The 23,352-nt window shown below is 72.1% G+C and carries 20 protein-coding genes; 15 read left to right on the top strand and 5 right to left on the bottom strand.

Annotated elements, in window-relative coordinates:
• Window positions 1–317 precede the first annotated feature (317 nt).
• The gene (locus tag ACGFYP_RS26960) at window positions 318–1,301 is read left to right on the top strand and encodes an EamA family transporter (protein ID WP_393498574.1); all 984 of its coding nucleotides are present in this window, start codon (window positions 318–320) and stop codon (window positions 1,299–1,301) included.
• Window positions 1,302–1,506: 205 nt separating this feature from the next.
• Window positions 1,507–2,952 (top strand): aldehyde dehydrogenase family protein, encoded by a 1,446-nt coding sequence (locus tag ACGFYP_RS26955; protein WP_361958827.1) that lies wholly within the window; start codon window positions 1,507–1,509, stop codon window positions 2,950–2,952.
• A 168-nt stretch (window positions 2,953–3,120) separates the two neighbouring features.
• Here ACGFYP_RS26955 and ACGFYP_RS26950 read toward each other — a convergent pair whose 3' ends face one another.
• Window positions 3,121–3,306, bottom strand: coding sequence for a hypothetical protein (locus tag ACGFYP_RS26950; protein ID WP_393498570.1), 186 nt, complete (start codon window positions 3,304–3,306; stop codon window positions 3,121–3,123).
• Window positions 3,307–3,445: 139 nt separating this feature from the next.
• On the opposite strand from ACGFYP_RS26950, the gene ACGFYP_RS26945 reads away from it, so the two are divergent.
• The 8 genes from ACGFYP_RS26945 to ACGFYP_RS26910 all read left to right on the top strand — a co-directional run bounded on the left by ACGFYP_RS26945 (window position 3,446) and on the right by ACGFYP_RS26910 (window position 14,448).
• Window positions 3,446–5,374, top strand: a complete 1,929-nt coding sequence (locus tag ACGFYP_RS26945) for an acyl-CoA dehydrogenase family protein (protein ID WP_393498567.1) — start codon at window positions 3,446–3,448, stop codon at window positions 5,372–5,374.
• A gap of 548 nt (window positions 5,375–5,922) precedes the next feature.
• Window positions 5,923–7,197, top strand: a complete 1,275-nt coding sequence (aroA, locus tag ACGFYP_RS26940; protein ID WP_393498564.1) for a 3-phosphoshikimate 1-carboxyvinyltransferase — start codon at window positions 5,923–5,925, stop codon at window positions 7,195–7,197.
• A gap of 34 nt (window positions 7,198–7,231) precedes the next feature.
• The gene (gene dxr, locus ACGFYP_RS26935; protein ID WP_361958815.1) at window positions 7,232–8,494 is read left to right on the top strand and encodes a 1-deoxy-D-xylulose-5-phosphate reductoisomerase; all 1,263 of its coding nucleotides are present in this window, start codon (window positions 7,232–7,234) and stop codon (window positions 8,492–8,494) included.
• Window positions 8,491–9,795, top strand: coding sequence for a M50 family metallopeptidase (locus ACGFYP_RS26930; protein ID WP_393498560.1), 1,305 nt, complete (start codon window positions 8,491–8,493; stop codon window positions 9,793–9,795). The genes dxr and ACGFYP_RS26930 overlap by 4 nt, the downstream gene beginning before the upstream one ends.
• A gap of 102 nt (window positions 9,796–9,897) precedes the next feature.
• Window positions 9,898–11,055, top strand: coding sequence for a flavodoxin-dependent (E)-4-hydroxy-3-methylbut-2-enyl-diphosphate synthase (gene ispG, locus ACGFYP_RS26925; protein WP_361958809.1), 1,158 nt, complete (start codon window positions 9,898–9,900; stop codon window positions 11,053–11,055).
• A 203-nt stretch (window positions 11,056–11,258) separates the two neighbouring features.
• Window positions 11,259–12,104: a GNAT family N-acetyltransferase gene (locus ACGFYP_RS26920; protein ID WP_393498557.1), complete on the top strand. Its 846-nt coding sequence runs from the start codon at window positions 11,259–11,261 to the stop codon at window positions 12,102–12,104.
• Window positions 12,105–12,124: 20 nt separating this feature from the next.
• Complete coding sequence (locus tag ACGFYP_RS26915; protein ID WP_393498555.1) at window positions 12,125–12,676, top strand: GNAT family N-acetyltransferase; 552 nt, start codon at window positions 12,125–12,127, stop codon at window positions 12,674–12,676.
• A 71-nt stretch (window positions 12,677–12,747) separates the two neighbouring features.
• Window positions 12,748–14,448 (top strand): proline--tRNA ligase, encoded by a 1,701-nt coding sequence (locus tag ACGFYP_RS26910; protein ID WP_393498552.1) that lies wholly within the window; start codon window positions 12,748–12,750, stop codon window positions 14,446–14,448.
• Between the two features lie 109 nt (window positions 14,449–14,557).
• Here ACGFYP_RS26910 and ACGFYP_RS26905 read toward each other — a convergent pair whose 3' ends face one another.
• Genes ACGFYP_RS26905 through ACGFYP_RS26890 form a run of 4 tightly spaced genes read right to left on the bottom strand, consistent with a single transcriptional unit; the run spans window position 14,558 to window position 17,556 of the window.
• Window positions 14,558–15,556, bottom strand: coding sequence for a slipin family protein (locus ACGFYP_RS26905; protein WP_393498549.1), 999 nt, complete (start codon window positions 15,554–15,556; stop codon window positions 14,558–14,560).
• A 47-nt stretch (window positions 15,557–15,603) separates the two neighbouring features.
• A complete protein-coding gene (locus ACGFYP_RS26900; RefSeq protein ID WP_393498546.1) occupies window positions 15,604–16,503 on the bottom strand; it encodes an aminoglycoside phosphotransferase family protein in 900 nt (299 codons plus the stop codon).
• A 55-nt stretch (window positions 16,504–16,558) separates the two neighbouring features.
• Complete coding sequence (locus tag ACGFYP_RS26895; protein WP_393498543.1) at window positions 16,559–16,975, bottom strand: ferritin-like domain-containing protein; 417 nt, start codon at window positions 16,973–16,975, stop codon at window positions 16,559–16,561.
• Window positions 16,972–17,556, bottom strand: coding sequence for a hypothetical protein (locus tag ACGFYP_RS26890; protein WP_393498540.1), 585 nt, complete (start codon window positions 17,554–17,556; stop codon window positions 16,972–16,974). The genes ACGFYP_RS26895 and ACGFYP_RS26890 overlap by 4 nt, the downstream gene beginning before the upstream one ends.
• 153 nt (window positions 17,557–17,709) lie before the next feature.
• Here ACGFYP_RS26890 and rimP point away from each other — a divergent pair, with 153 nt between their 5' ends.
• From rimP to ACGFYP_RS26865, 5 genes are all read left to right on the top strand, one after another.
• Window positions 17,710–18,207 (top strand): ribosome maturation factor RimP, encoded by a 498-nt coding sequence (gene rimP / locus ACGFYP_RS26885; protein WP_361967968.1) that lies wholly within the window; start codon window positions 17,710–17,712, stop codon window positions 18,205–18,207.
• Window positions 18,208–18,209: 2 nt separating this feature from the next.
• Window positions 18,210–19,217 (top strand): transcription termination factor NusA, encoded by a 1,008-nt coding sequence (gene nusA, locus ACGFYP_RS26880; protein WP_361967966.1) that lies wholly within the window; start codon window positions 18,210–18,212, stop codon window positions 19,215–19,217.
• A gap of 154 nt (window positions 19,218–19,371) precedes the next feature.
• Complete coding sequence (locus ACGFYP_RS26875) at window positions 19,372–19,650, top strand: YlxR family protein (RefSeq protein WP_361967964.1); 279 nt, start codon at window positions 19,372–19,374, stop codon at window positions 19,648–19,650.
• Between the two features lie 146 nt (window positions 19,651–19,796).
• On the top strand, window positions 19,797–22,901 hold the full coding sequence (infB, locus tag ACGFYP_RS26870; protein WP_393498534.1) for a translation initiation factor IF-2: 3,105 nt from the start codon (window positions 19,797–19,799) through the stop codon (window positions 22,899–22,901).
• A 140-nt stretch (window positions 22,902–23,041) separates the two neighbouring features.
• A complete protein-coding gene (locus ACGFYP_RS26865; protein WP_361967960.1) occupies window positions 23,042–23,335 on the top strand; it encodes a DUF503 domain-containing protein in 294 nt (97 codons plus the stop codon).
• Window positions 23,336–23,352: the final 17 nt, after the last annotated feature.

The raw sequence follows: 23,352 nt of genomic DNA, 5'->3' as shown, positions 1-23,352 counted from the left end.
GGGGCGCGGGGTGCGGTGGGCGGCCTCCGCGCCTGGAGGCCTGGAGGCCCGGTGGGCGGCCTCCGCGCGAGGCCGGCCGCCCGGCGGCTCCGGCTGCGGCCGTCCGGTCGCGCCCTGCGCGCCGCCTCCGGGGCGCCGCCGGCGACCCACCCCCGCACCCCAGCCCCGCACCCCAGCCCCGCACCCCACCCCGCACCCCACCCCGCACCCCTTCCGGCGGCCCCGCACCCTCATTCCCGTACCAAAAACGGCTTCCGCTGCCCGATCTCGGGCAATTTTCTTGGTCATCCGGCCCTGGATTCCCTAATCTCCTGCACATGACAAGCCCCGCCGAACCGGCAAACGAGGTCCGCTCCGTCACGCCAACCCCCGCCTCAGCGCCCACCCTCACCCCCACCCCCGGTCGGTCCGGTCGCCGGATATCCGGGGCCGTCTGGGCCGGGCTCGGGATCGTGTACGTCGTCTGGGGGTCGACCTACCTCGGGATCCGGATCGTCGTGGAGACGATGCCGCCGTTCCTCTCCGCCGGTCTCCGCTTCGTCGTCGCGGGCCTCCTCCTCGTCGCCCTGATCGCCTGGCGACAAGGCCCCTCCGCGCTCAAGGTCACCCGCGCGCAGCTCGGCTCCGCCGCCCTCGTCGGCCTCCTGCTGCTCCTCGGCGGCAACGGCCTCATCGTCCTCGCCGAGACCTCCGTCCCCTCCGGCCTCGCCGCCCTCCTCGTCGCCGTCGTCCCCGCCTGGGTCGTCGTCCTCAAGGCCGTCTTCGGGCAGCGCCCCACCGCCGGCGGCGTGGCCGGCGTCCTCCTCGGCCTCGTCGGCCTCGCCGTCCTCACCCTCCCCGGGGTCAGCGGCGACGTCCGCATCGGTGGCGTCGTCCTCGTCATCGTCGGGAGCCTCCTCTGGTCCATCGGCTCCTTCTCCTCCTCGCGCATCCCGATGCCCGCCAACCCGTTCACCGCCAGCGCGTACGAGATGGTCGCCGGCGGCCTCGGCTGCGCCGCGCTCGGCCTGATCCGGGGCGAGCAGCACGGTCTCGACCTCGCCGCGATCTCCGCCCGCTCCTGGACCGCCCTCGCCTACCTCGTCGTCTTCGGGTCCCTGATCGCCTTCACCGCGTACGCCTGGCTGCTCCAGACCGCGCCGCTCTCGCTCGTCGCCACCTACGCGTACGTCAACCCGGTCGTCGCCGTCCTCCTCGGCGCCCTCATCCTGGACGAGGCCCTCACCTGGCCCATCGCCCTCGGCGGCGCGGTGGTGGTGGCGAGCGTGTGCCTGATCGTGACGACGGAACGTCGCAGCTGAGCGGGGGTGGGGGCGGTGGTGGGGGCGTGGGCGTGAGCGGCGCGGGCTCTGAGGCGGCCCAGGCGTTCGCCCCGCAGCCCCGCCAATCCGTAAGAGTCGACCGCCCCCACCACTCCACACCGCACAAACCACCGCCCGCCCGCTTCGCCCTAACGTGTCACGAGAGCAATCGCTCGCACCCCCGATACGAAAGGGCCGGGACGCAATGACTGCCACCCACGCCTTCTGGCTCGCCGGCCGCGAGGCCACCGGCGACGCCACCTTCGACGTCACGAACTCCTATGACGGACGTCTGGTCGGCAAGGTCAGCGTGCCCACCGAGGCCCAGGTCGAGGAGGCCGTCGCCGCCGCGCACGCCGTCGTCGACGAGTTCGCCGCGTCCCCGGCGCACGTCCGCGCCGCCGCCCTCGACCACGTATCGAAGCGGCTCGCCGAGCGCACCGAGGAGATCGCCCAGCTGATCTCCGCCGAGAACGGCAAGCCCATCAAGTGGGCCCGTGGCGAGGTCGGCCGTGCCGTCTCCGTCTTCCGCTTCGCCGCCGAGGAAGCCCGCCGCTTCAACGGTGGAGAGGCCCAGCGCCTCGACACCGAGGCCGGCGGCGTCGGCCGTCTCGCGATCACCCGCCGTATCCCCAAGGGCGTCGTCCTCGGCATCGCGCCGTTCAACTTCCCGCTGAACCTCAGCGCCCACAAGGTCGCCCCGGCCATCGCCGTCGGCGCCCCGATCATCCTCAAGCCGGCCCCGGCCACCCCCATCTCCTCCCTGATCCTGGGCGAGCTGCTCGCCGAGACCGACCTCCCGGCCGGCTCCTGGTCGATCCTGACCGTGCCGAACGACCGCATGCCCGCCCTCGTGCAGGACGAGCGCCTCCCGGTCATCTCCTTCACCGGCTCGGACACCGTCGGCTACGCCATCCAGCAGTCCGTGCCGCACAAGCACTGCACCCTGGAGCTCGGTGGCAACGCCGCCGCCGTCGTCCTCGGCGACTGGGCGTCCGAGCAGGACCTGGACTGGGCGGCCGGCCGCATCGCCACCTTCTCCAACTACCAGGGCGGCCAGTCCTGCATCTCCGTGCAGCGCGTGATCGCCGACGCGTCGGTCTACGACCGGCTCGTCCCGAAGATCGTCGCGGCCGTCGAGGCCCAGGTCACCGGTGACCCGAGCGACGCCGCCACGGACGTCGGCCCGCTGGTCAACGAGGACGCCGCCAAGCGCGTCGAGTCCTGGGTCGACGAGGCCGTCAAGGGCGGCGCGAAGCTGCTCACCGGCGGCGGCCGCGAGGGCGCGACCTACGCCCCGACCGTCCTCGCCGACCTCCCGGCCGACGTCACCCTGGCCCGCGCCGAGGTCTTCGGCCCGGTCCTCACGGTCACCAAGGTCGACGGCGAGGCCGAGGCCTTCGCCGCCGTCAACGACTCGGACTTCGGCCTCCAGGCCGGCGTCTTCACCCACGACCTGCAGACCGCGTTCCGCGCCCACCGCGCGCTCGAGGTCGGCGGCGTGATCATCGGCGACGTCCCGTCCTACCGCGCCGACCAGATGCCGTACGGCGGCGCCAAGAAGTCCGGCGTCGGCCGCGAGGGCGTCAAGTACGCGATGGACGACTACACGTACGAGCGCGTCCTGGTCCTCACGGGCCTGGCGCTGTAACCCGTACGCCACACGAACCGACGGCCGGAGCCCACTGTGCGGGGGCTCCGGCCGTCTCCTTTTCCCGCATGACCGGACCACTGCGGTTCGTACCCCGGGCAGGCCGACCAGCTCTGGTGCCGCGAGCGCCGTAGGCATGCTCACGCGCGTACGTGCGTGAGCGCGGCCTCACTCGCCGAGCTGATCCTGACGCCGGCGGTCGCCCTTGTCCGAACGGCGTACCAGCTCGCCCACCGCAAGCGTCACCGCCGCCACGGCGCGCACCCAGCGAGGCCCGCCCCTCTCCGCCCACACCACGCACACGCACCCGCCGATGGCGAGCGCCAGAGCGACGAGAATCGCCGGACCGATCATGTTCCCCTCCTGGAGAGTTACGTCCCGTGATTCTCCCAGGGCGTCTTCTCGCCGTTCCCACCGCTTTCCGTACCGCCCGGAATCGGGTACCACGGACAGTAGCCACAAGGCACTCGACGAGCGGTGAGGTGAGCTCCTCATGTCCGCACCCACTCAGCGGCCCAAGGTCACGGAACGCGAGGCCCGGCAGGTCGCCGAGGCAGCGCGCGAGCAGGACTGGCGCAAACCCAGCTTCGCCAAGGAGCTGTTCCTCGGCCGTTTCCGGCTGGATCTCATCCACCCCCACCCGCTCCCCTCCGAGGAGGCCGTACGGCGTGGTGAGGCCTTCCTCGCCAAGCTGCGCGACTTCTGCGAGACGCGGATCGACGGCCGGTTGATCGAACGCGAGGCCCGCATCCCCGACGAGGTCGTCACCGGCCTCAAGGAACTCGGGGCGTTCGGTATGAAGATCGACCCGAAGTACGGCGGCCTCGGCCTCACCCAGGTGTACTACAACCGCGCCCTCGCGCTCGTCGGCTCCGCGAGCCCCGCGATCGGCGCGCTGCTCTCCGCCCATCAGTCGATCGGCGTACCGCAGCCCCTGAAGATCTTCGGTACGCAGGAGCAGCGGGACACCTATCTCCCGCGCCTCGCGACCACCGACATCTCCGCCTTCCTCCTCACCGAACCGGACGTGGGCTCCGACCCGGCCCGGCTCGCCACCACCGCCGTACCGGACGGCGACGACACCTACGTCATCGACGGCGTGAAGCTCTGGACGACCAACGGGGTCGTCGCCGACCTGCTCGTCGTGATGGCCCGGGTGCCGAAGTCCGAGGGTCACCGGGGCGGCATCACCGCCTTCGTCGTGGAGGCGGACTCGCCGGGCATCACCGTCGAGCACCGCAACGCCTTCATGGGCCTGCGCGGCCTGGAGAACGGCGTCACCCGCTTCCACGGCGTCCGGGTGCCCGCCGCGAACCGCATCGGGCCCGAGGGCGCCGGCCTCAAGATCGCCCTCACCACCCTGAACACCGGCAGGCTCTCCCTCCCGGCGATGTGCGTCGGCGCGGGGAAGTGGGCGCTGAAGATCGCCCGCGAGTGGTCGGCCGTACGGGAGCAGTGGGGCAAGCCGGTCGCCCGGCACGAGGCCGTCGGCGCGAAGATCTCCTTCATCGCGGCGACCACGTTCGCCTTGGAGGCGGTCGTCGACCTCGCCTCCCAGATGGCCGACGAGGACCGCAACGACATCCGGATCGAGGCCGCCCTCGCCAAGCTCTACGGCTCCGAGATGGGCTGCCTCATCGCCGACGAACTGGTCCAGATCCGGGGCGGACGCGGCTACGAGACGGCGGACTCGCTCGCGGCCAGGGGCGAGCGGGCGGTACCGGCGGAGCAACTCCTCCGGGACCTCCGTATCAACCGCATCTTCGAGGGCTCGACGGAGATCATGCACCTGCTGATCGCCCGCGAGGCGGTCGACGCGCACCTCGCCGTAGCGGGCGACATCATCGACCCGGACAAGTCGCTGGGCGACAAGGCGAAGGCGGGGGCGCGGGCGGGCGGCTTCTACGCACGCTGGCTGCCGAAGCTGGTAGCGGGTCCGGGCCAACTCCCCACGTCCTACACGGAGTTCGGGGCCTTGGCGACGCATCTACGGTACGTGGAGCGGACGTCGAGGAAGCTGGCGCGCTCGACGTTCTACGCGATGTCGCGGTGGCAGGGCCGGATGGAGCTCAAGCAGGCGTTCCTCGGGCGGATCGTGGACATCGGGGCGGAGCTCTTCGCGATGAGCGCGGCGTGCGTACGGGCGGAGTGGCTGCGTTCCTCGGGCGACCCGCACGGCCGCGAGGCCCACGCGCTCGCGGACGCGTTCTGCCGACAGGCGCGGCTGCGGGTGGAGGAGCTCTTCGGCCGCCTCTGGTCCAACACGGACGAAGTCGACCGGCGCGTGGTGGACGGGGTCCTTGCGGGCCGCTTCGAGTGGCTGGAGGAGGGCGTCGTGGACGCCTCGGACGACGGCCCCTGGATCGCGGACGCGACACCGGGCCCCACGCGCGAGGACAACGTCCACCGCAAGATCCCGTAGCGCCCGCCCACCGGCGCCCCGTTGCGAGCCCTCCCGCCCGGGGCCGGTGCCCGCTTCAACGGCCCCCCGGTGTGGGCAATCGTCCCGCTGGGCGGGACGGGTGGGCACACCGGGACGGCGCCTTTGCCGGGCCCAGGCTCCCCGTGCCTGCGGTGCCCACGGGTGCGGCGCCGTCGTGGGTTGTGCCCACCCGTTCCGCCATGCGGAACGCCTGCCCACAACCTCGCGGGCGAGGGGAGGGGTGGGCCCCCGGGGCTCATGCCCAAAGCCGGGGGACCTGGGGGCGCCCCCCGACAAGGGACCCGAGGCCACCGGCCACAACCTCGCGGGCGAGAGGAGGGGTGGGCACCGCCCGCAGGGCGGTTACCCACGGCCGGGTGACCCGGGGCGCCCCCCGACAAGGGCCGCGAGGCCACCTGCCCGCAGCCCGGGGGACCCGGGGGCACCGCCCCCGGACAAGGGACCCGGGGGGCACCCCGTCCCCGACGTCGCGTCCACGTCGCGGACGCTCGACACCGCCCCGCCCCGGCCCACGGCACCATGGCCCCGTGACCGTCATCGACATCCCCGGCTCCAAGTCCGTCACCGCACGCGCGCTCTTCCTCGCCGCCGCCGCCGACGGGACGACCACCCTCCTGCGGCCCCTCGTCTCCGACGACACCGAGGGCTTCACCGAAGGGCTCAAGGCCCTCGGCTACCAGGTCCGGCAGGAGCCGGACGGGAGCGCCTGGCACATCGAGGGGCGGCCCCAGGGCCCCGCCGCCACCGACGCCGACGTCTACTGCCGCGACGGCGCCACCACCGCCCGCTTCCTCCCCACCCTCGCCGCCGCGGGCGGCCACGGCACGTACCGCTTCGACGCCTCCCCCCAGATGCGCCGCCGCCCCCTCGGCCCCCTCACCACCGCCCTGCGCACCCTCGGCGTCGACCTCCGCCACCACGAGAACGAGGGCCACCACCCCCTCACCGTGCACGCCTCCGGCATCAAGGGCGGCGCGCTCACCCTCGACGCCGGCCAGTCATCCCAGTACCTGACCGCGCTCCTCATGCTGGGCCCGCTCACCGCCGACGGCCTCGCCATCACCGTCACGGACCTCGTCTCGGAGCCGTACGTCGAGATCACCCTCGCGATGATGCGCGCCTTCGGGGCGGACGTCACCGCGCGCAGCACCCACGACGGCCGTACCTACACCGTCGCCCCCACCGGTTACACCGCGACCACCTACGCCATCGAGCCCGACGCCTCCACCTCCTCCTACTTCTTCGCCGCGGCCGCCCTCGACCCCGTCCCCGGCCGCGAGGTCACCGTTCCCGGCCTCGGCACCGGCGCCCTCCAGGGCGACCTCGGCTTCGTCGACGTCCTGCGCCGGATGGGCGCCGAGGTGGAGATCACCGACACGGCCACCACCGTCCGGTCCACCGGCCGGCTGCACGGGCTCACCGTCAACATGCGTGACATCTCCGACACCATGCCGACCCTCGCCGCCCTCGCGCCCTTCGTCGAAGGACCCGTCCGCATCGAGGACGTCGCCAACACCCGCGTCAAGGAGTGCGACCGGCTCGACGCCTGCGCCGAGAACCTCCGCCGCCTCGGCATCACCGTCGCCACCGGCCACGACTGGATCGAGATCCTGCCCGGCACGCCCACCGGCCCCGTCGAGATCGCCACCCACGGGGACCACCGGATCGTCATGTCCTTCGCCGTCACCGCCCTGCGCACCCCCGGCATCACCTACGACGACCCCGGCTGCGTACGGAAGACGTTCCCGGACTTCCACGACGTCTTCGGAGCGTTCGTCGGAGCGTTCACCCGTACCCCGTGAAGGGCGCGCGGTCTTTGCGGCAAGAATGGGGGGCATGAGCGACCGCCCCTCTCCTCTCGCCGACCCGCACCTGGTCTTCGATCCCGTCGAAGGCCGGCGGGACATCGTCGTCCTCGGCTCCACCGGGTCCATCGGCACCCAGGCCATCGATCTGGTCCTGCGCAACCCCGACCGCTTCCGGGTCACCGCCCTCGCCGCCTCCGGCGGCCGGGTCGAGCTGCTCGCCGAGCAGGCCCACCGACTGCGCGTCGGGGCGGTCGCCGTCGCCCGTGAGGACAAGGCGGGCGAGCTGCGGGAGGCGCTGACGCGGCTCTACGGCCCCGGCGCCACCCTCCCCGAGATCCTCGCCGGGCCCGACGCGGCCACCCGGCTGGCCGCCTCGCCCTGCCACACGGTCCTCAACGGCATCACCGGCTCCATCGGCCTGGCGCCCACGCTCGCCGCCCTCGAAGCCGGCCGCACCCTCGCCCTCGCCAACAAGGAGTCGCTGATCGTCGGCGGCCCGCTGGTCAAGGCGGTGGCCAAGCCCGGCCAGATCATCCCGGTCGACTCCGAGCACGCCGCCCTCTTCCAGGCGCTCGCCTCCGGAACCCGCGCCGACGTCCGCAAGCTGGTCGTCACCGCCTCCGGCGGCCCCTTCCGCGGCCGTACGCGCGCGGAGCTGGCGCACGTCACCCGCGAGGACGCCCTCGCCCACCCGACCTGGGCCATGGGCCCCGTCATCACGGTCAACAGCGCGACCCTGGTGAACAAGGGCCTGGAGGTCATCGAGGCGCACCTCCTCTACGACATCCCCTTCGACCGCATCGAGGTCGTCGTCCACCCCCAGTCCTACGTCCACTCGATGGTCGAGTTCACGGACGGCTCCACCCTCGCCCAGGCCACCCCGCCGGACATGCGCGGCCCGATCGCGATCGGCATCGGCTGGCCCGAGCGGATCCCGGACGCGGCCCCCGCCTTCGACTGGACCAAGGCCTCCAGCTGGGAGTTCTTCCCGCTCGACACCGAGGCCTTCCCCTCCGTCGGCCTCGCCCGCCACGTCGGCGAACTGGGCGGCACCGCACCCGCCGTCTTCAACGCCGCCAACGAGGAGTGCGTCGAGGCGTTTCTCGCCGGAAGGCTGCCCTTCAACGGAATCATGGATACGGTCACGGCAGTCGTCACCGAGCACGGCACCCCCGACCGGGGAACCCCACTGACGGTGTCGGACGTCCTTGAAGCGGAGACCTGGGCCAGGGCCCGGGCCCGGGAACTGGCAGCACAGGCTGCGAAGGCGACCGCGGAGGCGCGCGCATGACCGTACTTCTGACGCTCCTCGGCATCGCGCTGTTCGCGCTCGGGCTGCTCGTCTCCATCGCCTGGCACGAGCTCGGCCACCTCTCCACGGCCAAGCTCTTCGGCATCCGCGTGCCCCAGTACATGGTCGGCTTCGGCCCGACGATCTGGTCGCGGAAGAAGGGCGAGACGGAGTACGGCATCAAGGCCGTCCCGGCCGGCGGCTACATCCGCATGATCGGCATGTTCCCGCCCGGCAAGGACGGCCGGATCGAGGCCCGCTCCACCTCGCCGTGGCGCGCCATGATCGAGGACGCCCGCGAGGCCTCCTTCGAGGAGCTCCAGCCCGGCGACGAGAAGCGGCTCTTCTACACGCGCAAGCCGTGGAAGCGCGTCATCGTGATGTTCGCCGGCCCGTTCATGAACCTGATCCTCGCCGTCCTGCTCTTCTTCGGCAGCGCGATGGCGGTCGGTTTCGAGACGCAGACCACCAAGGTCGCGGGCGTCACCAACTGCGTCATCGACCAGAGCGAGAAGCGCGACACCTGCAAGCCGAGCGACCGGCCCTCGCCCGCCAAGGCGGCCGGCTTGCTCCCGGGCGACCGGATCGTCGCCTTCAACGGCGAGCGCGTCACCGACTGGAACACCCTCTCCGACCGCATCCGCGCCACCACAGGGGCCGCCACGGTCACCGTCCAGCGGGACGGCAAGGAGCTGGACCTCAAGGCCACGCTCCTGGAGAACAAGGTCCTGAAGAAGGACGCGGACGGCAACGTCGTCCAGCCGCTGCAGTACGTCGCCGCCGGCTACTTGGGCTTCGAGTCCGGCCGCGAGGTCGTCCCGCTCACCTTCGGCGAGTCCGCCTCCCGGATGACCGACCAGCTCCAGGCCGGCTTCGAGTCCGTCCTCGCCCTGCCCGGCAAGGTCCCGGACCTCTGGGACGCCACCTTCGGCGACGGCGAGCGCAAGCAGGACTCACCCGTCGGCGTCGTCGGCGCGGCCCGCATCAGCGGTGAGCTGATGAGCATCGAGGCACCGGCGGAGACCCGGCTGGTCTTCTTCCTCCAGCTGCTCGTCATGTTCAACGTCTCGCTGTTCCTGTTCAACATGCTGCCGCTGCTCCCGCTCGACGGCGGTCACATCGCCGGCGCCCTGTGGGAGTCCGTACGCCGTCACACCGCGCGGATCTTCCGGCGCCCCGACCCGGGTCCGTTCGACGTGGCCAAGCTGATGCCGGCCGCGTACGTGGTGGCGGGCGTGTTCGTCTGCTTCACCCTGCTCGTCCTCGCGGCGGACATCGTCAACCCGGTGAAACTGACGTGACCCTCCGGTGGCCGGACCCCCGGGGTGTCCGGCCACCCGCCGCGGGGGCGGTAATCTCGAAGACCTGAGCCCGATGAACCACACCTTGGGGTTGTACAGCTGATGACCGCGATCTCTCTCGGTATCCCGTCCGTTCCGACCCGGCTCGCCGAGCGGCGCAAGAGCCGCCAGATCCAGGTCGGTACCGTGGCCGTCGGCGGCGACGCACCCGTCTCGGTCCAGTCCATGACGACGACCCGGACGTCCGACATCGGCGCCACGCTCCAGCAGATCGCCGAGCTGACCGCCTCCGGCTGCCAGATCGTGCGCGTCGCCTGCCCCACGCAGGACGACGCCGACGCGCTCGCGACGATCGCGAAGAAGTCGCAGATCCCCGTGATCGCCGACATCCACTTCCAGCCGAAGTACGTCTTCGCCGCCATCGACGCCGGCTGCGCGGCCGTCCGCGTCAACCCGGGCAACATCAAGCAGTTCGACGACAAGGTCAAGGAGATCGCCCACGCCGCCAAGGACGCGGGCACCCCGATCCGGATCGGCGTCAACGCCGGCTCGCTCGACGCCCGGCTGCTGAAGAAGTACGGCAAGGCCACCCCCGAGGCGCTCGTCGAGTCCGCGCTGTGGGAAGCGTCCCTCTTCGAGGAGCACGGCTTCGGCGACATCAAGATCTCGGTCAAGCACAACGACCCGGTCGTCATGGTCAACGCCTACCGCCAGCTCGCCGCCCAGTGCGACTACCCGCTGCACCTCGGCGTCACCGAGGCGGGCCCCGCCTTCCAGGGCACCATCAAGTCCGCCGTCGCCTTCGGCGCGCTGCTGTCCGAGGGCATCGGCGACACCATCCGCGTCTCGCTCTCCGCGCCGCCGGTCGAGGAGGTCAAGGTCGGCAACCAGATCCTGGAGTCGCTGAACCTCAAGCCGCGCCGCCTGGAGATCGTCTCCTGCCCGTCCTGCGGCCGCGCCCAGGTCGACGTCTACAAGCTCGCCGAAGAGGTCACCGCCGGCCTGGAGGGCATGGAGGTCCCGCTGCGCGTCGCCGTCATGGGCTGCGTCGTCAACGGCCCCGGCGAGGCCCGCGAGGCCGACCTCGGCGTCGCCTCCGGCAACGGCAAGGGCCAGATCTTCGTCAAGGGCGAGGTCATCAAGACCGTCCCCGAGTCGAAGATCGTCGAGACCCTCATCGAGGAGGCGCTGAAGATCGCCGAGCAGATGGAGAAGGACGGCGTCATGTCGGGCGAGCCGACGGTCGCCATCGGCGTCTGACGCCGGTACGCACGCAGGCGCGTATACGCACACCGCACGAGGCCCCGGCGCACCCCCGCGCCGGGGCCTCGCGGCGTCCACGGCCGCGACGGCCGCGCGGGTCGGCGGGCCGTTTCCGGGGTCCCCGCGCACACACCCGCCGCCTCCGCGACGCTCCGGGTACAGTGCGGAGAATCAAGCAGACCGCATGGTGAGGCCCCCTCGTGTTGACGCAGACCACCACCCGGGTCCTCGAACCCGCCGACCTCGGCGCCGCGCTCGCCGTCCTGGAGAGCGCCCCCGTCGAGAACGCCTTCGTGACCGCCCGCGTCCAGGCCGCCGGGCTCGACCCCTGGCGCCTCGGCGGCGAGATGTGGGGCTGGTACACCGACGGGCACCTGCGCTCGCTCTGCTACTCCGGCGCCAACCTCGTCCCCATCTGCGCCACCCCCGACGCCGTCCGCGCCTTCGCCGACCGCGCCCGCAGGACCGGCCGCCGCTGCTCCTCCATCGTCGGCCCCGCCGGGCCCACCACCCAGCTCTGGAGCCTCCTGGAGCCCAGCTGGGGCCCCGCCCGCGACGTCCGCGCCCACCAGCCGCTGATGGTCACCGAAGCGCCCTCCGCCACCGTGGAGCCCGACCCGCTCGTCCGCCGCGTCGGCAAGGACGAGATGGAACTGATCATGCCCGCGTGCGTGGCCATGTTCACCGAGGAGGTCGGCATCTCCCCGATGGCAGGCGACGGCGGACTGCTCTACCAGGCCCGCGTCGCCGAACTGGTCGGAACCGGCCGTTCCTTCGCCCGCTTCGAGGACGGCAAGGTCGTCTTCAAGGCGGAGATCGGCGCCGCCACCCGCCAGGCCTGCCAGATCCAGGGCGTCTGGGTCGCCCCCGAGCACCGCGGCCGGGGCCTCTCCGAGATCGGCATGGCCGCCGTGCTCCGCTACGCCCTCGCCGATGTCGCACCCGTCGTCAGCCTGTACGTCAACGACTACAACACCCCCGCCAGGGCCGCGTACCGCCGCGTCGGATTCCGCGAGGTCGGCGCCTTCATGAGCGTGCTCTTCTGAGCGCTTGTAAGGTGCGGCGCATGGATGACGCCGACACCCACGTCACGATCGGACCGGTCGACCTCGCCGCACGCGTCGACGACGCCCTCTCCGTACAGGCGGTCGCCTTCGGACTGAGCGAGGACGAGGTCGTCGTCCGCCGCCACATCGTGCTGCGCCATCTCCAGAACCCCGGCGCCCGCGCGTACGGCGCGACCACCGCCTCCGGCCGGCTCGTCGGCTTCGTGTACGGGATGCCCAACGACCGGAGCCACTGGTGGTCCGGCATCGTGGAGCCGTACCTCCGCGCCAACGGCACCGTGGACTGGCTCGACGACTCCTTCGTCATCACCGAACTCCACGTCCACCCCGGCCACCAGGGGCGGGGCGTCGGCCGCGAGCTGATCACCACCATCACCGACGGGTCGAAGCTGCCCCGCTCGATCCTCTCCGCCATCGACACCGAGAGCCCCGCCCGCGGCCTCTACCGCTCCCTCGGCTACGTCGACCTCGCCCGCCAGGTCCACTTCCCGAGCGCACCCCGCCCGTACGCCGTGATGGGCGCCCCGCTGCCGCTGCCACGCCGGAACTGATTTCCGCCCGCGCGGGCCGCCCGGCTAACCTCCTAGCCATCACCCAGTTTTCCGGCAGGAGTACGAGAACCATGGCCAACGCACCGGTCCAGCGCATGTCCCAGTTGATGGCGAAGACGCTGCGCGACGACCCGGCGGACGCCGAGGTCCTCAGCCACAAGCTCCTCGTCCGCGCCGGCTACGTCCGTCGTACCGCCGCCGGCATCTGGAGCTGGCTGCCCCTGGGCAAGAAGGTCCTCGCCAACGTCGAGCGCATCGTCCGCGAGGAGATGGACGGGATCGGCGCCCAGGAGGTCTCGCTGCCCTCCCTGCTGCCCCGTGAGCCCTACGAGGCCACCGGCCGCTGGGACGAGTACGGCGCCGAGCTCTTCCGCCTCCAGGACCGCAGGGGCGGCGACTACCTCCTCGGCCCGACCCACGAGGAGATCTTCACGCTCCTGGTGAAGGACCAGTGCTCGTCCTACAAGGACCTGCCCGTCATCCTGTACCAGATCGCGGCGAAGTACCGCGACGAGGCCCGCCCCCGCGCCGGCATCCTGCGCGGCCGTGAGTTCCTGATGAAGGACTCGTACTCCTTCGACACCGAGGACGAGGGCCTCGCCCAGTCCTACGCCCTGCACCGCGCCGCCTACCAGCGGATCTTCGAGCGCCTCGGCCTCGACTACCGCATCTGCGCCGCGACCGCGGGCGCGATGGGCGGCTCGAAGTCCGAGGAGTTCCTCGCCCCGGCCGAGGCCGGCGAGGACACCTTCGCCGACTGCCCGAACTGCGACTTCGCGGCGAACACCGAGGCGATCACCTACGAGCTGAAGCCGGTCGACGGCTCCGGCGTCGCGGCGGCCGAGGAGATCCCGACCCCCGACACCCCGACGATCGAGACCCTCGCCGCCTCGCTGGGCGTCGCGGCCTCCGCCACGCTGAAGAACCTCCTGGTCAAGGTCGACGGCGAGATCGTCGCCGTCGGCGTCCCCGGCGACCGCGAGGTCGACCTCGGCAAGGTCGAGGCGCACTTCGCCCCGGCCACCGTCGAGATGGTCACCGAGACGGACTTCGCCGACCGCGAGGACCTCGTCCGCGGCTACGTCGGCCCGCAGGGCCTGGAGAAGGTGAAGTACCTCGCCGACCCGCGCGTGGCGCCGGGCACGGCCTGGATCACGGGCGCCAACAAGGAGGGCATGCACGCGAAGAACGTCGTCGCGGGCCGTGACTTCGAGGTCGACGAGTACGTCGACGTCGTGGTCGTCCAGGACGGCGACCCGTGCCCCAAGTGCGGCACCGGCCTGACGCTGGACCGCGCCATCGAGATCGGCCACATCTTCCAGCTGGGCCGCAAGTACGCCGACGCCCTCAAGCTCGACGTCCTCGGCCAGAACGGCAAGCCGGTCCGCGTCACCATGGGCTCGTACGGCATCGGCGTCTCCCGCGCCGTCGCCGCGCTCGCCGAGCAGTCCGCCGACGACAAGGGCCTGTGCTGGCCGGCCGAGGTCGCCCCGGCCGATGTCCACGTGGTCGCCGCCGGCAAGGCCCTCCAGACCGAGCTGGCCCTGGAGGTCTCGGAGAAGCTGCGCGCCGCGGGCCTCCGCGTCCTGGTCGACGACCGCGCGGGCGTCTCGCCCGGCGTCAAGTTCACCGACGCGGAGCTGATCGGCGTCCCGAAGATCCTCGTCGCCGGGCGTCGCTCGGCCGAGGGCGTCCTCGAACTGAAGGACCGCCGCACGGGCGAGCGCGAGGAACTCACGGTCGACGAGGCGATCGCCCGCCTCAGCGCCTGACGCGTCCGCCGTCCGTCGTGGGCGCACGTTCCGCCGGGGCTGAACAGATGGGCACGACGGACGGCGCCCCTGCCCCGCGGAACGATCGCCCCACGACGGGAGTCGTTCCTCAGGCCGCCTCGTCCCGCGTGCCCGGGGCCGGGTCCGCCGGGGGGCCCGCAACCGTGTCGTCCGGCGGGGGCGGGAGATCCGCCAGGTCCGGGAGGTCCGTCGTCGGACGGGGCTCCGGGGCCTCCGCTTCGGCCGGGAGACTCGGCAAGGGGTCCTGGAAGGTCTCCGGCGGCGCCACCGGCACCCTCCGCTCCTCCCGCGCCGCGGCGTCCGCGGAGGGCGCCGACGCCCCCGGCGATGGCGCCGCACGCTCCAGGAACCGGAGCAGCTCCACCGGGAACGGCAGCACCAGCGTCGAGTTCTTCTCCGCCGCCACCGCGACCACCGTCTGCAACAGCCGCAGCTGCAGCGCCGCAGGCTGTTCCGACATGACCTCCGCCGCCTCCGCCAGCTTCTTCGACGCCTGGAGCTCCGCGTCCGCGTTGATCACCCGCGCCCGCCGCTCCCGGTCCGCCTCCGCCTGCCGCGCCATGGAGCGCTTCATCGTCTCCGGCAGTGAGACGTCCTTGATCTCGACCCGGTCGATCGCGACACCCCAGCCCATGGCCGGACTGTCGAGCATCAGCTCGAGACCCTGGTTGAGCTTCTCCCGGTTCGACAGCAGGTCGTCCAGATCGCTCTTGCCGATGATCGACCGCAGCGAGGTCTGCGCCATCTGCGAGACCGCGAACCGGTAGTCCTCCACCCGCACCAGCGCGTCCGCGGCGTCGACCACCTTGAAGTACACGACCGCATCGACGCGCACCGTCACGTTGTCCCGGGTGATGCCCTCCTGCGCCGGAACGGGCAGCGTCACGATCTGGAGGTTCACCTTGTGGAGGCGGTCCACGACCGGAAGGATCATCGTGAACCCCGGCTGCCGGACATCGCTCACGAGCCGGCCGAAGCGGAAGACCACGCCCCGTTCGTACTGCTTCACCACGCGCGCGGCCGCACCGATGTAGACCACGACCGCTACTCCGGTCGCCGCCGCCGCTGCCAACAGCTCCTCGACCATGACGGCCCCCTGAGCTCCGAGCCGAGCGTTACAGCAAGGTTATTCCCCTACAGCCAGCCCGCGAACTCGAGGAGCAGCTCCGCGTCCTGCCGCCGGCCCGCCGTCAGCGCCCGCGTCCCCGACTCGACCGCGCGGAACAGCGTCCAACCGCGCAGCCGCTCCCGGTCCAGCTCCAGCGAGTCCGCCAGCTTGTTGACCCGCCGACGCGCCGCGGACGCGCCCGCCGAGGCCGCCACCAGGTCCTCGACCCGGTCCCGTACCAGCCGCGCCAGGTCGTAGGCGCGCTCGCCGACCAGCGGCTCGGGCCCCACGGCCAGCCACGGCGCGCGGTCACCGGCGAGCACCTTGCCCTGCCGGAAGTTCCCGTGCAGCAGCAGCGTCTCGGGGGAGTGGGCGACCAACTCCGCGCGCGCCTCCAGCGCGGCGGCCGTCAGCGCGCCCGTCTCGGCGCCCGAGCGGTAGGGCTCCATGGCCGTCGCCTGCCGCGCCGTCCGCTCGGCCACCGACTCGAAACCGTGCCCCGCGGGCGGCTCGACCCACAGCTTGCGGACCGTGCCGGCCGCCTCCAGGAGCGCCTTCGCCTCAGGAAGGGACCGCAGCGACTGCTCCGAATGGAGCCGCTCGAGCAGCAGCGAACCGTCCTCGGGCGCCGCGAGGAGCCGCACCGCGCCCCAGCCGTCCCAGTGCGCCAGCGCGTCCCGCTCCAGATCGGGCCGCGCCGCCTCGGGGGCGATCTTCAGCGCGGCGGCGGAGCCGTCGGCCCGCCGTACGAGCACCACCAGGCTGCTGCGCCCGCCGGGGGCCATCACCCGCTCGACGTCCAGGGACGCGTGCTCCACCGCGCTCCCCGCGAGCTCGGGCAGCTTCCCTAGCCACTCGGCCGCGACAGCGTCCCCGTACGTCTCGCCGAGCGTCCGCACCAGTCGCTGCGGCGGTTCGAAACCCATGCGTGCGTTGTTCCTTCTGCAGTACGAAGCCTGGTCAGGGCCGTGAGGGCCCGCCTCACTCCCGCTCGGCGAGCCCAGGAAAGGTTACGTCGATGCCGCGCCAGCGGACGGCCCGTACCGCCGCCTCGCGCAACGCGGCGGCCGCGTCCCGCCGCAGCGGCCCCTCCGCCGCCCGCACCAGATCGGAGTAGACCCCGGCCACCCGGTCCTCCAGGACGGCGGCGAGCTGGACGGCGGCGGCCGTGTCCGGCACCGCGAACGGCAGCTCGTAGCCGGCCGCCGCCGCGACCGGTTCGCCGCCCAGGTCCCGCACGACCCGGCGCAGGCCGTCGCGCCGAGCCCGGTGCGCCTCGTACGCGGCCGTGGCCTCCGCCCGCCGCTCGGCCCCGATCCGGCCGCCGACGACCCCGTACCCGTACACCGCCGCGTGCTCGGCGGCGAGCGCGGCCCGCGCCGCCTCCAGGGCGCTCATGCCCGGCCTCCTTCGGTCAGCAGATACGCGTGCGCGGCGCCCGACGCCGCCACGGAGGCGAGCAGCCGGGCGTACTCGGGCGCCGCCCCGAGCAGCGCCGCCGCGTGCGCGTCGGCGGTCCCGCGCGCGAGGTCCGCCAGCTCCTTCAGCGCGACGGCCGGATCGGCCGGTACGGGAGGAGGGGCAGGGGTCCCCGAGGCCGTGGCCGTCGGGGTCCGCGCGTCGCCGGGATCCGCCGACCGGGTGTCCGCCGAAGGGGCGGCGTTGCCGGCCGAACCCGGAGCGCCGCCCGCCGCCTCGTCCCCCGCGAGGGCGGAGACGTGCGCCGCCACCGCCGTACGCAGCGGGGTCAGCCGCGCCGTCAGCGTCGGATGGGCGGCGAGCACCGCGTCGTAACGTTCCAGCAGGGCCCGGCTCGTCGCCGCCGAGCGGCTGCGCAGCGCCGCCTCGGCCCGCGCCGCCAGTTCGGCCGCGCTCGGCCTCCTCGGCCGCTCGGCGCCGCCCCCGGAGGTGCAGCCGGCCAGCGTCACCGCCCCGGCGGCCAGGAGCGCGCGCCTGCCTACGGTCCCCGTGCGCCCCACATTCACTCCCTCGGCCCGGATCGAAGATCACCGCAGGCGAGCGTACCCGCGGCCCCCGGGGCCGTGGACGGCAACACCCCCCGCGACCGGATACCCTTTGGTCTGACACGCGACGAAACCCACAACAGCACACGCGGCCGAGGAGTCACCCGGATGAGCACCACCCAGAGCGACAGGCTGCGAGCACTCCTCGAGCCGCTCATCGCCGCGCAGGGACTCGACCTCGAAGAGATCGAGGTGGCCTCCGTGGGACGCAAGCGGGTGCTGCGTGTGGTCGTCGACTCCGACGAAGGTGCCGATCTGGACCAGGTCGCCGATGTGAGCCGCGCGCTCTCGGAGACGCTGGACGAGACCGACGCGATGGGCGAGGGCGAGTACACCCTCGAAGTCGGCACCCCGGGCGCGGAGCGCCCGCTCACCGAGCCCCGCCACTACGTGCGCGCCACCGGCCGCCTCGCCAAGCTCCAGCTGAACGACGGCGCGGAGCTCGTCGCGCGGATCCTCGCCGTGGACGAGACCGGCGTCGACCTCGAAGTGCCGGGTGTGAAGGGGCGCAAGCCCACCGCCCGCAGGGCCGAGTTCGCGGACATCGCCAAGGCGCGTGTCGAGATCGAGTTCAACCGCAAGGACAAGAAGGAAGAGGAGGCGTAGCCGTGGACATCGACGTGAAGCTCCTGAAGGGCTTGGCACAAGAGAAGGAGATCTCCTTCGACCTGTTGGTCGAGGCGATCGAGTCGGCCCTCCTCATCGCGTACCACCGCACCCCCTCGGCCCGCCGCCACGCGCGCGTGGAGCTGAACCGGCAGACCGGTCACGTGACGGTGTGGGCCAAGGAGGACCCCTCCGAGCTGGAGGAGGGCCAGGAGCCCAAGGAGTTCGACGACACCCCGTCGGACTTCGGCCGGATCGCGGCGAGCACCGCCCGCCAGGTCATCCAGCAGCGGCTGCGGGACGCCGAGAACGACGTCACCTTCGGCGAGTACGCCCGCCGTGAGGGCGACATCGTGGCCGGCATGGTGCAGCAGGGCAAGGACCCGAAGAACGTCCTCGTCCGTCTGGACGACAAGCTGGAAGCCATCCTGCCGGTGCAGGAGCAGGTGCCGGGCGAGGAGTACACGCACGGTCTGCGCCTGCGGACGTACGTCGTCCGGGTGGCCAAGGGTGTCCGCGGTCCGTCCGTCACTCTTTCGCGTACGCACCCCAATCTGGTGAAGAAGCTGTTCGCCCTGGAGGTCCCCGAGATCGCCGACGGTTCCGTCGAGATCGCGGCGATCGCCCGTGAGGCCGGCCACCGCACCAAGATCGCCGTACGGTCCACCCGTTCGGGCCTGAACGCCAAGGGCGCCTGCATCGGCCCCATGGGCAGCCGGGTGCGCAACGTCATGGCCGAGCTGCACGGCGAGAAGATCGACATCGTCGACTGGTCGGACGACCCGGCGGACATGGTGGCCAGCGCGCTCTCCCCGGCCCGGGTCTCCAAGGTCGAGATCGTCGACCTGGCCGCCCGTTCCGCCCGGGTGACCGTGCCGGACTACCAGCTCTCGCTGGCGATCGGCAAGGAGGGGCAGAACGCCCGCCTCGCCGCCCGCCTCACCGGCTGGCGCATCGACATCCGCCCGGACACCGAGCACCCGTCCGAGGACGGGCGCGACCGGGACTGAGCGGATCGCCCCGGTGCTCATCGCTCCGGGGCGTGTCCGGATCCGAGGAACGGATCCAGCCGCCGTCACGTTGTGCGACGGCGAGATCACGACAGACGACCGTTCGATTCTTGCCCCGAACGGGTGAGGTCGTTACGGGGAGGTAGACTTAAGCGTGTCTGGCCGGACGCATGCCCGCGCGTGCCCTGAGCGAACCTGTGTGGGATGCCGGGAGCGAGCGGCCAAGAGCGATCTGCTGCGCATCGTGGCGGTCGAGGGCGCTTGCGTCCCCGATCATCGCGGTACGCTGCCCGGCCGGGGTGCGTATCTGCACCCCGCCTCGGTCTGTCTCGACCTGGCGGTCCGTCGCCGGGCGTTCCCGAGGGCCTTCAAGGTCCAGGGTCCGCTCGAAACGGCGGAAATCCGCTTTCACATCGAGCAGGCAGCACCGTAAGAAGAGAACGGCACGGATAACCGTGCGGTCAGGTACCTCGCGAGTTGGAAGTAGGTCGAGATTGCGATGAGCACTCGATGAGTACGCGATGAGTACGCCCATGAAGTAGCGACGGTCCGGCGGTAACCGGACCTAAAAGGAGCGAAGTGGCTAAGGTCCGGGTATACGAACTCGCCAAGGAGTTCGGCGTGGAGAGCAAGGTCGTCATGGCCAAGCTCCAAGAACTCGGTGAATTCGTCCGTTCGGCGTCCTCGACAATCGAGGCGCCGGTCGTGCGCAAGTTGACTGATGCGCTGCAGGGTCCCGGCGGTTCCGCCGGCAAGACCGCTGCCAAGCCTGGCGCGCCTCGTAAGGCCGCCCCCTCGAAGCCCGCGGCGCCGTCTCCGGCCGCCGCGGCACGTCCCGCTGCCCCGAAGCCCGGCGCCCCGGCCCCCAAGCCGGCCCCCGCCGCGCCTGCGGCCCCGGTCACCCCGGCGGCTCCGGCGAGCAGCACCCCCTCTCCGGCTCCGGCCGCCTCGGGCCCCCGCCCGGGCCCGAAGCCCGCGCCCAAGCCGGTCACGCCGGCTCCGGCCGCGCCCGAGTTCACCGCGCCTCCGGCGGCCCCCGCCGCCGGTCAGCGTCCCGGTGGCGCCGCTCAGGGACCCCGTCCCACCGGCGAGCGTCCCGCCCGTCCGGGTCAGGGCGCGCCGCGTCCGCAGGGCCAGGGTGCCCCGCGTCCGCAGGGCCAGGGCGCTCCGCGTCCGGGCGGTGCCCGTCCGGCCGGTCCGCGTCCGGGCAACAACCCCTTCACCTCGGGTGGCTCCACCGGAATGGCGCGCCCGCAGGCGCCCCGTCCGGGTGGCGGCGCCCCCCGTCCCGGCGGCGACCGTGCCGTTCCGGGTGCCCCGCGTCCGCAGGGCGGCCCCGGTGGCGCCCCGCGTCCCCAGGGCCAGGGCGGCGCGCGTCCCACCCCCGGTGGCATGCCGCGTCCGCAGGCTCCCCGTCCGGGCGGCGCGCCCGGCGGTAACCGTCCGAACCCCGGCATGATGCCGCAGCGTCCCGCTGCCGGCCCGCGTCCCGGTGGTGGCCCCGGCGGCGGCGGTCGTGGTCCCGGTGGCCCCGGTGGTCGTCCGGGTGGCGGCGGCGGTCGTCCGGGTGGCGGCGGCGGCTTCGCCGGCCGTCCGGCCGGTCCCGGTGGTGGCGGCGGCGGCTTCGCCGGTCGTCCCGGCGGTCCCGGTGGTGGCGGCGGCGGTCGTCCGGGTGGTCCCGGCGGCGGTGGCGGCGGCTTCGGCGGTCGTCCCGGCGGCTTCGGTGGCCGTCCCGGCGGTCCGGGTGGCCGTGGTGGCACGCAGGGCGCCTTCGGTCGTCCCGGCGGTCCCGCGCGTCGCGGTCGCAAGTCGAAGCGTCAGAGGCGCCAGGAGTACGAGGCCATGCAGGCCCCGTCGGTCGGCGGCGTGATGCTGCCTCGCGGCAACGGCGAAGCCATTCGCCTGTCGCGCGGTGCCTCCCTCACCGACTTCGCCGAGAAGATCGGCGCCAACCCGGCGTCGCTCGTCGCGGTGATGATGAACCTCGGCGAGATGGTCACGGCCACGCAGTCGGTCTCCGACGACACGCTGACGATGCTCGGCGAGGAGATGAACTACACCGTTCAGATCGTCTCGCCGGAGGAGGAGGACCGCGAGCTCCTCGAGTCCTTCGACATCGAGTTCGGCGAGGACGAGGGCGGCGAAGAGGCTCTGGTCTCCCGTCCGCCGGTCGTCACCGTCATGGGTCACGTCGACCACGGTAAGACCCGACTTCTCGACGCGATCCGCAAGACTAACGTCGTCGCGGGCGAGGCCGGTGGCATCACCCAGCACATCGGTGCCTACCAGGTCGGTACCGAGGTCAACGGCGAAGAGCGCAAGATCACCTTCATCGACACCCCGGGTCACGAGGCGTTCACCGCCATGCGTGCCCGTGGTGCGAAGTCGACCGACATCGCGATCCTCGTGGTGGCGGCCAACGACGGTGTGATGCCGCAGACGATCGAGGCGCTGAACCACGCCAAGGCGGCCGACGTGCCGATCGTGGTCGCGGTCAACAAGATCGACGTCGAGGGCGCGGACCCGACCAAGGTCCGCGGTCAGCTGACCGAGTTCGGTCTGGTGGCCGAGGAGTACGGCGGCGACACGATGTTCGTCGACATCTCCGCCAAGCAGGGTCTGAACATCGACTCGCTGCTCGAGGCCGTCGTCCTCACCGCCGACGCCTCGCTCGACCTGCGGGCCAACCCGGAGCAGGACGCGCAGGGTATTGCGATCGAGTCCCACCTCGACCGCGGTCGCGGTGCCGTCTCGACCGTCCTGGTCCAGCGCGGAACGCTGCGCATCGGCGACACCGTGGTGGTCGGCGACGCGTACGGCCGCGTCCGGGCGATGCTCGACGACAAGGGCAACAACGTCGAGGAGGCGACCCCGTCGACTCCCGTCCTGGTGCTCGGTCTCACCAACGTGCCGGGTGCCGGCGACAACCTCCTGGTTGTCGACGAGGACCGTACGGCCCGTCAGATCGCCGAGAAGCGCGCTGCGCGTGAGCGCAACGCCGCCTTCGCCAAGCGCGTCCGCCGGGTGTCCCTCGAGGACCTCGACAAGGTGCTCAAGGCCGGTCTGGTCCAGGAACTCAACCTCATCATCAAGGGCGACGCGTCCGGTGCGGTCGAGGCTCTCGAGTCCTCGCTGCTCCAGCTCGACGTCGGCGAAGAGGTCGACATCCGTGTCCTGCACCGCGGTGTCGGTGCGGTCACCGAGTCGGACATCGACCTGGCCATGGGCTCCGACGCCATCGTCATCGGCTACAACGTCCGCGCTGCGGGCCGCGCGGCGCAGATGGCGGAGCGCGAAGGCGTCGACGTCCGGTACTACTCGGTGATCTACCAGGCCATCGAGGAGATCGAGGCGGCTCTGAAGGGCCTCCTCAAGCCGGAGTACGAAGAGGTCGAGCTCGGTACGGCGGAGATCCGCGAGGTCTTCCGCTCGTCCAAGCTGGGCAACATCGCCGGTGTCCTCATCCGCTCCGGCGAGGTCAAGCGCAACACCAAGGCGCGCCTCGTCCGCGACGGCAAGGTCATCGCCGAGGACCTCACGATCCACGGTCTGCGCCGCTTCAAGGACGACGTCACCGAGATCCGCGAAGGCTTCGAGGGCGGTATCAACCTCGGAAACTTCAACGACATCAAGATCGACGACGTCATCGCGACGTACGAGATGCGCGAGAAGCCGCGCGCCTGAGTGCAGCGGTAGGTCGGGGCCGGTCGGCGGAAAGTATTCCGTCGATCGGCCCCGGCCGTTGCGTGTACGGTTCTGGTGTTCCTGCCGGGCGACGGCGTGGCAGGCCACCGAACCCGAACCGGCGGGACATCCGGCATTACATGTACGTGGGGACTCTGTCCTTCGATCTGCTCCTCGGCGATGTTCATTCGCTGAAGGAGAAACGCTCCGTCGTCCGGCCCATCGTCGCCGAGCTCCAGCGCAAGTTCTCCGTGAGCGCGGCAGAGGTGGGCGACCAGGACCTCCATCGCAGGGCCCGACTGGGGGTCGCTCTGGTCTCCGGGGACGTGGGATTCGTATCGGACGTGCTGGACCGCTGCGAGCGGCTGGTCGCGGCCAGGCCCGAGGTGGAGCTGCTGTCGGTGCGACGCAGGCTCCACACTGATGAAGACTGAACGAGCAAGGCAAAGAA

Origin of the sequence: Streptomyces sp. NPDC048370, from assembly GCF_043200825.1 — a bacterium.
Lineage (GTDB): Bacteria > Actinomycetota > Actinomycetes > Streptomycetales > Streptomycetaceae > Streptomyces.
The sequence above is the reverse complement of the archived record's forward strand: the minus strand, read 5'-3'. Positions and strand labels throughout refer to the sequence as shown.